We start from the raw sequence: 11,848 nt of genomic DNA, 5'->3' as shown, positions 1-11,848 counted from the left end.
ATAATCGCGGCCATAACAACTTTGCCAGGGAATGTCATGAAACCGATCCACATCGCCGCCTCGCTGCTCGTCGCCCTCTCGCTGTGCAGCGCCCCGTCCTTCGCCGCCGATCCGGAAGAGCATTTCGTGCTGACGCCGGCCCTGCTGGCGAAGATCAAGGCCGCCGCGCCGGAGCTGAAAAAACTGGAAAAGGACAATGACGAGGACGACGGCAAGAACGAGCTGTCGGTCGACGACTACGTGAAAGCCATCGAGGCGCAGCCGCGCGCCAAGGCGGTGCTGAGCAAGCACGGCATCGGCACCCGCGAATTCGCGCTGAGCACCCTCGCGCTGGTGCACGCCGGCTTGTTCGTCGGCATGGAATCGATGATGGACAAGAAGCAGGCGGCCGAGATGATGGGCAAGTTCACCAGGGAACAGAAGGCCAACATCGCGCTGCTGCGCAAGCTGGGACCGTCGGCCTACACGCTGTCGCGCTGACCGCCGCCCCCAAAACGACAATGGCCGCGGATGCGGCCATTTCTTTTCATGCGTCGCGGATCAGCCGACCACGAAGCGCTTCGAGGGACCGGCGCCCAGGGTCTGGCCGCTGGCGCCGTAGATGCCGGCGGAGGCGGCGCCCGCCGGGGTGCGCAGGGCGTTCAGCACGCCCTGGTTGTGCGCCAGCTGCTTGTTGATCAGCATGCCATTGACGCGGTTGAGTTCCTTGGCGTCGCGCGAGATTTCCAGCAGGCTTTCCCACTGGCGCCGCACTTCCGGATTGCCGGCCACCGCCAGCCAGGGTTCCATGCCCGCTTCCGAGCCTTCGCAGCCGGCCGCGGCGAGCGCCGCATGGCGCTGCTTCGACAGCGCGGCCAGCTCGGCCAGCAGCGCGTTTTTCTTCGGTGTCAGTTCCGCCAGCCCATCGGCGTCGAGCGCTACCAGCAACTGCTGTTCCTGTTTCATCAGCTCCACGAGGGAAGCGACGTGTTGGTGTTCGGAGGCGAGAGTGTGGTGCGGGCTGGTGGTCATGGGTTATCGCTTGCGTGAATGCAGCAAGTCGCGCACGGTCTCGAGGAGGCCGTCTGCGACTTTCTCGGAATTGACTTGGAACTGGCCATCGGCGATGGCCGCCTTGATGCGTTCGACTTTCTTGGTGTCGAACACCTGGTTGTTGCCGCCGACGGCATTCGCCATCGCCTGGCCCTGCGAAGACAGGCGCACGCTGTCGGTCTGCGCCGGAGTCGGGGCAGTGGTCGACGCCTTTTCCGCCCCACGCGCGTTGTTGGTCTGCGTCGTGGCGGGCTGGAGGCCTGGGTTGTTCTTGAGGGTATCGTTGATTTTCACAGCATCATCCTTCTCTGTTCGGAGCGGAAACTCCGGGATCTGTCTGTTTATCGGCAGCGATGCCGCAAACTTTAGCGCAGAAAAGGGCCTTCGATGGGTTGTTACAAAACGACCTCGACCAGTCCGCCCATGCGTGCCGTCCCGCTCACGACCGTCCCCGACTGCGTCCGCACCTGCACCACCTGGCCTTCGCCGGCGGTGCCGATCGCCTTGGCCTCGGCCGAGACCGAGAAGTTGGCGCCGCGCGACACCAGGCGCACCGCCTGGCCTTGCTGGACCACCGGCTTGCTGCGCAGGGTGTCCGCGCGCAGGGCAGTGCCGGCGGGCAACGAAATGGTGGGAGTGCGGCCGATGGCCTGGGCCATGTCGGTGAGGATGCCGTTCGGCATGGCGGCGATGTCGCCCTTCATCAGGACCAGGTGGCCCTGCTCGACCGGCTGGCCCTGGGCCAGGGGCACGGCGGCGGCCACGTAGTCGGCCAGCACGCTGACCTGGGCCTGAATATACACGGTCCAGGCGGTGGGGGCGGTGCAGCGCACGCCGACCGTTGTTTTTCCCCACGGACGCGCGCCCGGCTGCTGGAAGGCTTCCGGCGCCGGGCAGTGCGGCAGGCTCATGCGCTGGTCGACCGCGCCGACCTTGACCAATACCTGGCCGGGCAGGCCGGCGCTCTGGGTCTGCAGGTATTGCTCGACGACCGCGCGCAGGGCGGGCAGGTTCTGGCGCTGGGCGCTGGCGGTCTGCGCCTGGGCGTAGACGAAGGGCAGGGCAAGCGCCAGCAGGGCGGCGAAGTGTCGTTTCATGGAAAACAGCCTGGATGGGAAACCGGGAATGCTGCCATCTTAGGGGTGATGATTCCGTAGCGAAACTATGAATAGCCGGGATTTGCCCATCCTACTCCTTCGATTGCCTCGCTTTACAGATCCGTATGATCGGTGCTGTCCCAACAAGAATCTGCCTGGAGGCTGGCATGATCGGCAAAATCGACGACTACCTGCGTTTCCATGAATCGGCCCTGTCCCTGCGCGCCCAGCGCCAGGAATTGCTGGCGTCGAACATCGCCAACGCCGACACGCCCAACTACAAGGCGCGTGACATCGACTTTTCCAGCGCCCTGCAGGGTGCGCTGGCCGGCCGCCAGGGCGGCCTGGCCACCACCGCCCAGGGCCACGTGCCGCGCGGCCAGGCCACCGGCGACACCCTGGCCAACGGCACTCCGGTGCAGTACCGCGGCGTGGTGCAGGGCAGCGTGGACGGCAACACGGTCGACATGGACGTCGAGCGCAACCAGTTCGCCGACAACGCGCTGCGCTACGAAGCCGGCATCACGATGATCAACCACCAGATCAAGGGCCTGCTGGCGGCCATCCAGGGGCAATAAAGGGTAAATCATGTCGCTATTTAATATCTTCAACGTCTCCGGCTCGGCGATGAGCGCCCAGGCCCAGCGCCTGAACACCACCGCCAGCAACCTGGCCAACGCCGACAGCGCCACCAGCGCCACCGGCGAAGCCTACCGCGCCAAGGCGGTCGTGTTCGAATCGGTTCCCACCGCTTCCGGCGCCACCGGCGTGCGGGTGCGCGAAGTGGTCGAGGACCAGTCGCCGATGAAGCAGGTCTACGATCCCAAGCACCCGCTGGCCGACGACAAGGGCTATGTGACGATGCCGAACGTGAACGTGGTCGACGAGATGGTCAACATGCTGTCGGCCTCGCGTTCCTACCAGACCAACGTCGAGACAATGAATGCGGCCAAGACCATGCTGCTCAAGACCCTGACCCTCGGTCAATAATGTACTGAACAACGACCATGACCACCGTTAATACCAATTCCAGCGCCTCGACCATCAATGACCTGATGTCGACCATGAACACCAAGCCGAAGGAAGTCGACAGCGTCCAGGCCGACACCGACAAGTTCATGACCCTGCTGGTGACCCAGCTGAAGAACCAGGATCCGCTCAACCCGCTCGACAACGCCCAGGTGACCAGCCAGCTGGCCCAGCTGTCGACCGTGACCGGTGTGAACAAGCTGAACGCGACCCTGGAAACCCTGAAGTCGAGCTACCAGTCGTCCGAGGCGATGCAGGCGACCAACCTGATCGGCCATGGCGTGCTGGTCGAAGGCAAGGACGTCCAGCTCTCCGGCGGCAAGTCTATCTTGGGCGTCGAGCTGGCCACCCCGGCCGACAAGGTCCAGATCCTCGTCACGGACGCCAACGGCAAGGAAGTGGCCACCATCGACATGGGCCCGCAAGAGGCCGGCATCCTGCCGGTGGCCTGGGACGGCGTGCCCGACCCGGAAAAGCTCGACAGCGACGGCAAGCCGGTGGTCCTGCCCGACGGTAAGTACAGTTTCAAGGTCGTCGCCACCCGCGCCGGCGAGGAGCTCGACGACGCCAAGGGCCTGTCCTTCGACAGCGTTGCCAGCGTGACCACGAATGCCAAGGACGGCGTCAAGCTCAACCTGCCCGGCAAGGGTGCGGTAGCCATGGCCGACATCAAACAAGTTCTGTAAGCAAGCCGCTTACCCACACATTTAGCAGGAGAAACGACATGTCTTTCCAACAGGGCCTGAGCGGCTTGAACGGCGCAGCAAAATCGCTGGACGTCATCGGTAACAACATCGCCAACGCGAGCACGGTCGGTTTCAAGGGTTCGACCACCCAGTTCGCCGACGTCTACGCTAACTCGCTGAATGGCGCGGGCGGCAACTCGGCCGGTATCGGCGTGAAGGTCGCCGGCATCGCCCAGCAATTCAGCCAGGGCAACGTCGAAACCTCGAACAACCCGCTCGACATCGCTATCAACGGCGCCGGCTTCTTCCGCATCGAAGCCGCGGGCGTGGTGCAGTATTCGCGCAACGGCCAGTTCTCGCTCGACAAGAACGGCTACATGATCAATGCCCAGGGCGCCAAGCTGACCGGCTACGGCCTGAACGCGGCCGGCCAGCTGTCGGCCGGCGCCCCGGTGCCGCTGCAGATCGACACCGCCGACCTGGACCCGGTGCAGACCTCGGACGTCGACATCCAGCTGAACCTGGACTCGCGCACCACGGCCCCGGTCAATTCGCCTTTCGACGCCAACGACCCGACCACCTACAACAAGCAGACCCCGATGAGCGTGTACGACACGCTGGGCAATCCGCATGTGCTGTCGACCTACTATGTGAAGAACGAGAGCGCCCCGGGCACCTGGGACGTGTACGTCGCCAACGACGGCACCGAGGTCGCCGCGCTTGGCGTGGCCGCCGCCGCCCAGGGCACCGGCCCGGCGTTCGCCGGCGTGAATACGGCGCGCGCCAACTGGGAAGCCGCGACCAAGGCCGTGCCGCCCGTAGCCGCGACCATCGCCAGCGCGATCGGCGCCTACGCCACTGCCGCCTCGGGCATGGTCGTGACCGAAGCCGCAGCCCAGGGATCGACGGCGGCCAACCAGGCGGAAATCGCAGCGGCAGCCGCCAGCGCGGCCGCCATCCCGGGCGCCAGCCCGGCGGATATCGATGCCGCAATGGCCAAGGCCATCCGGGTGCCGGCGCAGTCGATCGGCCAGCTGAAGTTCGACACCAACGGCGCGCTCAATCTGGCGTCGACCGGCACCGCCGGCAAGTTCAACGTCACCTTGCCGGTCTTCCCCTCGACCGGCGCCGAGCTGACCCTGCCGATGGAAATCGACTACGCCGGCACCACCCAGTACGGCAGCCCGACCAGCGAGAAGAAGATCGTGCAGGACGGCTACAAGGCCGGCACCCTGCAGCGCTTCACCGCCGGCGCCGACGGCGTGATCCTGGGCCAGTACAGCAACGGCCAGACCAAGCCGCTGGGCCAGGTGGTGCTGGCCAACTTCACCAACCCGAACGGCCTCGAGCCGCTGGGCAACAACGCCTGGGCCGAATCGTCCAACTCGGGCGTGCCCCTGGTCGGCACCCCGAACACGGGCGGCATGGGCGTGCTGCAGGCCTCGGCGGTGGAAGCCTCGAACGTCGACCTGACCGCGGAACTGGTCAACATGATCACGGCGCAGCGCGTCTACCAGGCGAATGCGCAGACCATCAAGACCCAGGACTCGGTGCTGCAAACCCTGGTGAACCTGCGTTGATGCAAGCGTGAGTTGACTGCGCCGGACGCGCTTGCGCCGGCGCACCGCATAGCAAAAAGGACAAGACATGGACCGCCTGATCTACACCGCCGCCTCCGGCGCGAAGCACATCCTGGAGCAGCAGGCCACCACCTCGAACAACCTGGCCAACGTCAACACGACGGGTTTCCGCGCCCAGCTCGACATCTTCCGCGCGGCCCCGGTCCAGGGCCCGGGCCTGCCGACGCGCGCCTTCGTGCTCGACTCGACCGCCGGCCACGACTTCACGGCCGGCCCGCTGCAAATCACCGGGCGCGACCTCGACGTGGCGGTCAAGGGCGAGGGCTGGCTCGCGGTCCAGATGGCGGACGGCACCGAAGCCTATACCCGCAACGGTTCCCTGCAGATGAGCCCGAACGGCCTGCTGCAGACCGCGTCCGGCAACACCATCGCGGGCGAGGGCGGTCCGATCACCATCCCGCCCGACGCCACCGTGACCGTGGGCGCCGACGGCACCATCTCGACCGTCTCGAATACCGACCAGCCGGCCGCCCCGGTCGTGCTCGGCCGCCTGAAGCTGGTGAATCCGCCCACGGGCGACCTGGTGCGCGGCGACGACGGCCTGTTCCGCCTCAAGGACGGCAGCGCGGCGACCTTCGATCCGAACATCCGGGTCGCCGGCGGCGCCCTGGAAGGCTCGAACGTCAGCGCGGTGGATTCCATGGTGCAGATGATTTCGCTGGCGCGCTCCTTCGAAACCCAAATGAGCCTGCTGAAGAACGCCGAGAATAACGCCGCGAAAGCCACCCAGATCCTCGCTTTGAATTGATAGTTGCTGCAGCATAATTCTCCTGTACGTGGCGGACTTCGTCTGCCGCCCTTAGGAGAATTCCATGATCCGTTCGCTGTTTATCGCCAAGACCGGCCTCGAAGCGCAGCAGACCAACCTCGACGTCATCACCAACAACCTCGCCAACGTCAGCACCAACGGGTTCAAACGCTCCCGTGCGGTGTTCGAGGACCTGCTGTACCAGAACGTGCGCCAGCCCGGCGCCCAGTCCTCGCAGCAAAGCAACCTGCCTTCGGGCCTGCAGATCGGTACCGGTGTGCGCACCGTCGCCACCGAGCGCATCCACACCCAGGGTAATCCCCAGCTGACCGGCAATTCGAAAGACGTGATGGTCAACGGCTCGGGCTTCTTCCCGGTGCTGCTGCCGGACGGCACCCAGGCCTACACCCGCGACGGTTCCTTCCAGACCGACGCCAACGGCCAGCTGGTCACCTCCAGCGGCTTCGTGGTCCAGCCCGCCATCACCATCCCGTCGAACGCCGAATCGATCACCGTCGGCCGCGACGGCACCGTGTCCGTCAAGCTGCCGGGCACCGTGGCCCCGACCCAGGTCGGCTCGCTCCAGCTGGCGACCTTCGTGAACCCGGCCGGCCTGGAATCGCGCGGCGAGAACCTGTACGTCGAGACCGGCGCCTCGGGCAACCCCAACCTGAACGTCCCGGGCACCAACGGCGCCGGCGTCCTGATGCAGGGCTATGTCGAATCCTCGAACGTCAACGTGGTCGAGGAAATGGTCAACATGATCCAGACCCAGCGCGCCTACGAGATCAACAGCAAGGCGATCACCACCTCCGACCAGATGCTGCAGAAGCTGTCCCAGTTATGAAATCGTTTATTGCCTCCTTCGCTGCGCTGGTGCTGCTCGCCGGCTGCGCCACCGCTCCCAGCACCATCGTGCAGGGCCCGACCAGCGCGCGTCCGATGCTGGTCGAGACCGCGCCGCCGACCCCGGGCGCGATCTACAACGCCAACAGCTACCGTCCGATGTTCGAGGATCGCCGCGCGCGCCACATCGGCGACCTCTTGACCATCAACATCAGCGAGCGCACCAGCGCCAACAAGTCCGGCGCCAGCTCGGGCAACAAGAACGGCAGCGCCAGCTTCGCGGCGCCGGGCGTGCTGCAGTCGGCGATCGGCGCCAGCGTGGCGCTGGAAGCGGAAACCAAGTTCGCGGACGGCGACAAGCAGAGCGCCTCGAACGACTTCAGCGGCACCCTGGGCGTGACCGTCACCGAAGTGCTCCCGAACGGCAACCTGATCGTGGCCGGCGAAAAGCAGATCGCCATGAACAAGGGTGTCGAGTTCATCCGCTTCTCGGGCATGGTCAGCCCCGACACCATCCAGCCGGGCAACATCGTCTCGTCGACGGTGGTGGCCGACGCCCGTGTCGAGTACCGCACCAACAGCCGTATCGACCGCGCCGAGGTCAACTCGATGCTGTCGCGCTTCTTCCTGTCGATGCTGCCGTTCTGAATGTAATCATGCGCAAGTTCACCTCCTTTGTCCTGCTGTCCGCCACCGTCCTGGTCACCGCCCTGGCTGCCGCACCGGCCCAGGCCGAGCGCCTGAAAGACCTGGCCACCGTCGCCGGCGTGCGCCAGAACCAGCTGTCCGGCTACGGCATCGTGGTCGGCCTGGACGGCACCGGCGACCAGACCAGCCAGACCCCGTTCACCGTGCAGTCGATCCAGGCGATGCTGCAGCAGAAGGGCGTGAACCTGCCGCGCGGCACCCAGCTGCAGCTGAAGAACGTGGCCGCCGTGATGGTCACCGCTTCGCTGCCGGCCTTCGCCCAGCCGGGCCAGACCATCGACATCACCGTCTCCTCGATCGGCAACGCGAAAAGCCTGCGCGGCGGCACCCTCTTGATGACGCCGCTGCACGGCGCCGATGGCCAGGTGTACGCGATGGGCCAGGGCAACCTGGTGGTCGGCGGCGTCGGCGCCCAGGCCCCTGGCGGCGGCGCCCAGGTCCAGGTCAACCACCTGGCGGTGGGCAAGATCTCGGGCGGCGCGACCGTCGAGCGCGCCGTCGCGTCGAACCTGGGCGAGAACAACCAGATCCGCCTGGAGCTGAAGGAAACCGATTTCTCGACCGCCGCGCGCGTCGTCGAAGCCGTCAACGACCAGTTCGGCGCCGGCGTGGCGACCGCCCTGGACGGCCGCGTGATCCGCGTGCGCACCCCGTCCTCGAGCGACCAGCGCGTGGCCTTCCTGGGCATGCTGGAACAGATCGACATCAAGCCGGCCTCGGCCTCGGCCAAGGTGATCCTGAACGCGCGCACCGGCTCGGTGGTGATGAACCAGGCCGTCATGCTGGACAACTGCGCCATCTCGCACGGCAACCTGTCGGTGACCATCGGCGCCGACACCAATGTCAGCCAGCCGGCTCCGGGCTCGCGCGGCGCCACCGTGGTCACCCAGAACCCGTCGGTCGAGATCAAGAAGGATCCGGGCAAGGTGCTGATGGTGAAGGGCGGCGCCTCGCTGGCCGAAGTGGTCAAGGCGCTGAATTCGATCGGCGCCACCCCGCAAGACCTGCTGGCCATCATGCAGGCGCTGAAGGCGTCCGGCTCGCTGCGCGCCGACCTCGAGATCATCTAAGGAAGAGTGCATCATGATCGCCTCGAACAAAACCGACCTGAGCACCAAGTTCGCCCTCGACACCAAGGGCCTGGGTGAGCTCAAGCAAAGCGCGAAAGCCGGCTCGCCGGGCGCGCTGAAGGAAGCGGCCACCCAGTTCGAGTCGATGTTCATTAACATGATGATGAAGAGCATGCGCGACGCCACCCCGCAGGAAGGCATGCTCGACAACCAGCAGACCAAGATGTTCACCGGCATGCTGGACCAGCAGATGAGCCAGAACCTGGCCAAGCGCGGCATGGGCCTGGCCGACGTCCTGACCCGCCAGCTGGGCGCCCAGAACATGGGCCAGCAGGCGCTTGCCATCGGCGGCGAGGGCAACGCGACCACTTCGGGCAACGCCATGCCCGGCCCGATGGACGCCGCCACCATGATCAAGTCCGGCGCAATGGTGAGCGGTGTGCCTGCGGCCGCCGCGCCGCCGCTGCCCCTGACCACCGCCAGCGGCCGCATCCAGGCGCCGCACGTGCGCTCCTTCCAGGAAAAACTGCACGTCCACGCGGCCGAAGCCGAGCGCGCCACCGGCGTGCCGGCCAAGTTCATGCTGGGCCAGGCCGCGCTGGAAAGCGGCTGGGGCAAGCGCATGATCCGCAATGCCGACGGCAGCAACAGCCACAACCTGTTCGGCATCAAGGCCGGCCCGGGCTGGAAGGGCAAGGTCGCCACCGCCGTCACCACCGAATACGTGAACGGCCGCCCGCACACCAAGGTGGAGAAATTCCGCGCCTACGACTCGCCGGCGGAATCGTTCAAGGACTACGCCAACATGCTGGCCAAGAACCCGCGTTACGAAAAAGTCATCGCCAGCGGCGGCGATGCGGCCGCCTTCGCCCAGGGCCTGCAGCGCGCCGGCTATGCGACCGATCCGCACTACGCCACCAAGCTGACCCGCATCATCAAGAATTCGCTGGCCTGACCGGACCATCAAGTTTCCGGAAAAGCTGCCGTCAACGAAGAGAGTTAGAGAAAGAAGATCAACATGGCCGGTAACCTTCTCAGCATTGGCAAAAGCGGCCTGTTCGCGGCACAGGCGGGCCTGTCCACGACCGGCCACAACATCACCAACGCCAACGTGCCGGGCTACAGCCGCCAGGGCGTGGTGCAGTCCACCGCGGTGGCGCTCGACCTGGGCGGCATCGGCTTTTTGGGCACCGGCACCCAGATCTCCCAGATCAAGCGCTACAGCGACGAATTCCTGAACAGCCAGGTGCGCACCGCCCAGTCCAGCGTGAGCGGCCTGGAATCGTATTACTCGCAGATTTCCCAGATCGACAACCTGCTGGCCGACCAGACCGCGGGCCTGTCGCCGGCCCTGCAAGGCTTCTTCAAGGGCGTGCAGGACATGGCCGGCAACCGCGCCTCGGTGCCCTCGCGCCAGGCCATGCTCTCCGCCGCCGACACCATGGCGACCCGCTTCCAGGCCCTCGATGCGCGCCTGGGCGAGATCCGCGAAGGCGTCAACACGACCATCGAAGCCAGCGTCAATATCATCAACACCTACGCCCAGCAGATCGCCGGGCTGAATGAACAGATCGGCAACTACGCCTCGAGCGAGACGCGCGCGCCGAACGACCTACTGGACAAGCGCGACCAGCTGGTGCTGGAACTGAACAAGCAGGTGAAGGCCACCGTCACCCCGGGCGACAACAACAGCCTGACGATCTCGATCGGCAGCGGCCAGCCGCTGGTGGTGGGGCAGACGGCCTACCAGCTGGCCGCGACCAAGTCGCCGGTCGACCTGACCCGCCTCGAAGTCGGCTATGTGGTCGGCAACAAGGTCTCGATCCTGCCGGAAGGCACCCTGAGCGGCGGCGAACTGGGCGGCGCACTGGACTTCCGCGTCACCACCCTCGACCCGGCCCAGAGCGCGCTCGGCAAGATCGCGCTCGGCATGGCGATCGAATTCAACAAGCAGCACAAGCTGGGCGTGGACGCGAACGGCCAGCCGGGCGCCGATTTCTTCGCCGAGTCGCCGGCCTTCGTGGGCCGCAACATCAACAACGCCCTGTCTTCGACTACCGAGGTCGCGGCCAAGGTGACGGACCCGGGCCAGCTCAAGGACAGCGACTACAAGGTCGAGTTCGACGGCACCAACTACAACGTGATCCGCCTGTCGGACAACGTCTCGACTGCGATCACCCCCTACAACGCGGCCGGCACCACCCGGGTGATCGACGGCGTCGAGTTCAACATTTCCGGCCTGGCCCAGGCCGGCGACAACTTCCTGGTGCGTCCGACCATCAACGGCGCCGCCAACTTCAAGGTGCTGGCCAACGACGTCTCGCAGATCGCCGCCGCGGCGCCGATCGCCACCAGCGCGCCGCTCACCAACACCGGCACCGGCAAGATCAGCGAAGGCAAGGTCGACAGCAACTTCCTGGGCGCGGGCCCATCGCTGCCGGTGACGCTGAGCTATGACGGCGCCACCGGCCAGATGACGGGCTTCCCGGCCGGCATGGCGGTGCGCGTGGTCGACACCGCGGGCGTGGCGACCAATTACCCGGCGCCGGCCAGCAACGTGCCGTTCACGAACGGCGCCACCTACACCTTCGGCGGCGTCAGCGTCACCATGACCGGCGCGCCGGGCAACGGCGACACCTTCCAGATCGCCGGCAACACCAGCGGCAGCGGCGACACCCGCAACATCGGCCTGCTGGGCGACCTGCAGACCAAGAACATCTTCAACAACGGCAGCGCGACCTTCCAGACCTCGTACGCCCAGCTGGTCAGCACGGTCGGCAACAAGACGCGCGAAGTGCAGGTGAACGCCAAGGCCGGCGACGCCTTGCTGGCCCAGGCGCAGGGCGCCGCCAGCGACGTCTCGGGCGTGAACCTGGACGAGGAAGCGACCAACCTGATCAAGTACCAGCAGGCTTACCAGGCGGCCGGCAAGGTGATGCAGATCGCCGGCACCATCTTCGACACCTTGCTGTCGATCGGCCGCTAATGGAGT

The 11,848-nt window shown here is 66.0% G+C and carries 14 protein-coding genes; 11 read left to right on the top strand and 3 right to left on the bottom strand.

Annotated elements, in window-relative coordinates:
• The first annotated feature begins 36 nt into the window (after nucleotides 1-36).
• Nucleotides 37-480: a hypothetical protein gene (locus KBW95_RS10140; RefSeq protein WP_211523806.1), complete on the top strand. Its 444-nt coding sequence runs from the start codon at nucleotides 37-39 to the stop codon at nucleotides 478-480.
• A gap of 60 nt (nucleotides 481-540) precedes the next feature.
• On the opposite strand, the gene KBW95_RS10135 is transcribed toward KBW95_RS10140, so the two are convergent.
• From KBW95_RS10135 to flgA, 3 genes are all read right to left on the bottom strand, one after another.
• Nucleotides 541-1,011 (bottom strand): flagella synthesis protein FlgN, encoded by a 471-nt coding sequence (locus KBW95_RS10135; protein WP_211523805.1) that lies wholly within the window; start codon nucleotides 1,009-1,011, stop codon nucleotides 541-543.
• 3 nt (nucleotides 1,012-1,014) lie between these two features.
• Entirely contained in the window at nucleotides 1,015-1,326 is a 312-nt protein-coding gene (gene flgM / locus KBW95_RS10130; RefSeq protein WP_211523804.1) for a flagellar biosynthesis anti-sigma factor FlgM, read from the bottom strand.
• A 101-nt stretch (nucleotides 1,327-1,427) separates the two neighbouring features.
• Nucleotides 1,428-2,129: a flagellar basal body P-ring formation chaperone FlgA gene (gene flgA / locus KBW95_RS10125; RefSeq protein WP_211528155.1), complete on the bottom strand. Its 702-nt coding sequence runs from the start codon at nucleotides 2,127-2,129 to the stop codon at nucleotides 1,428-1,430.
• Between the two features lie 167 nt (nucleotides 2,130-2,296).
• Here flgA and flgB point away from each other — a divergent pair, with 167 nt between their 5' ends.
• From flgB to flgK, 10 genes are all read left to right on the top strand, one after another.
• Nucleotides 2,297-2,707, top strand: a complete 411-nt coding sequence (flgB, locus tag KBW95_RS10120) for a flagellar basal body rod protein FlgB (RefSeq protein WP_211523802.1) — start codon at nucleotides 2,297-2,299, stop codon at nucleotides 2,705-2,707.
• A 10-nt stretch (nucleotides 2,708-2,717) separates the two neighbouring features.
• Complete coding sequence (gene flgC / locus KBW95_RS10115) at nucleotides 2,718-3,119, top strand: flagellar basal body rod protein FlgC (RefSeq protein ID WP_211520742.1); 402 nt, start codon at nucleotides 2,718-2,720, stop codon at nucleotides 3,117-3,119.
• A gap of 17 nt (nucleotides 3,120-3,136) precedes the next feature.
• Nucleotides 3,137-3,844, top strand: coding sequence for a flagellar hook assembly protein FlgD (locus tag KBW95_RS10110; protein WP_211523801.1), 708 nt, complete (start codon nucleotides 3,137-3,139; stop codon nucleotides 3,842-3,844).
• A gap of 38 nt (nucleotides 3,845-3,882) precedes the next feature.
• On the top strand, nucleotides 3,883-5,424 hold the full coding sequence (locus KBW95_RS10105; protein WP_211528154.1) for a flagellar hook protein FlgE: 1,542 nt from the start codon (nucleotides 3,883-3,885) through the stop codon (nucleotides 5,422-5,424).
• A gap of 67 nt (nucleotides 5,425-5,491) precedes the next feature.
• Nucleotides 5,492-6,232 carry a flagellar basal-body rod protein FlgF gene (flgF, locus tag KBW95_RS10100; RefSeq protein ID WP_211528153.1) on the top strand — a complete coding sequence of 247 codons (741 nt, stop codon included), beginning with the start codon at nucleotides 5,492-5,494 and terminating at the stop codon, nucleotides 6,230-6,232.
• A gap of 64 nt (nucleotides 6,233-6,296) precedes the next feature.
• The gene (flgG, locus tag KBW95_RS10095) at nucleotides 6,297-7,079 is read left to right on the top strand and encodes a flagellar basal-body rod protein FlgG (protein WP_211523798.1); all 783 of its coding nucleotides are present in this window, start codon (nucleotides 6,297-6,299) and stop codon (nucleotides 7,077-7,079) included.
• A complete protein-coding gene (locus KBW95_RS10090) occupies nucleotides 7,076-7,726 on the top strand; it encodes a flagellar basal body L-ring protein FlgH (protein ID WP_211528152.1) in 651 nt (216 codons plus the stop codon). Before flgG ends, KBW95_RS10090 begins: the two co-directional genes overlap by 4 nt.
• 8 nt (nucleotides 7,727-7,734) lie before the next feature.
• Nucleotides 7,735-8,856 carry a flagellar basal body P-ring protein FlgI gene (locus tag KBW95_RS10085; protein ID WP_211523796.1) on the top strand — a complete coding sequence of 374 codons (1,122 nt, stop codon included), beginning with the start codon at nucleotides 7,735-7,737 and terminating at the stop codon, nucleotides 8,854-8,856.
• 13 nt (nucleotides 8,857-8,869) lie between these two features.
• On the top strand, nucleotides 8,870-9,811 hold the full coding sequence (gene flgJ / locus KBW95_RS10080) for a flagellar assembly peptidoglycan hydrolase FlgJ (RefSeq protein WP_211528151.1): 942 nt from the start codon (nucleotides 8,870-8,872) through the stop codon (nucleotides 9,809-9,811).
• 63 nt (nucleotides 9,812-9,874) lie between these two features.
• Nucleotides 9,875-11,842: a flagellar hook-associated protein FlgK gene (gene flgK, locus KBW95_RS10075; protein WP_211523794.1), complete on the top strand. Its 1,968-nt coding sequence runs from the start codon at nucleotides 9,875-9,877 to the stop codon at nucleotides 11,840-11,842.
• The last annotated feature ends 6 nt before the right edge of the window (nucleotides 11,843-11,848 follow it).

This window comes from Massilia sp. ZL223, from assembly GCF_018119395.1.
Taxonomy (GTDB): Bacteria; Pseudomonadota; Gammaproteobacteria; order Burkholderiales; family Burkholderiaceae_D; genus Telluria.
This window is presented reverse-complemented; position numbering and strand designations above follow the sequence as displayed.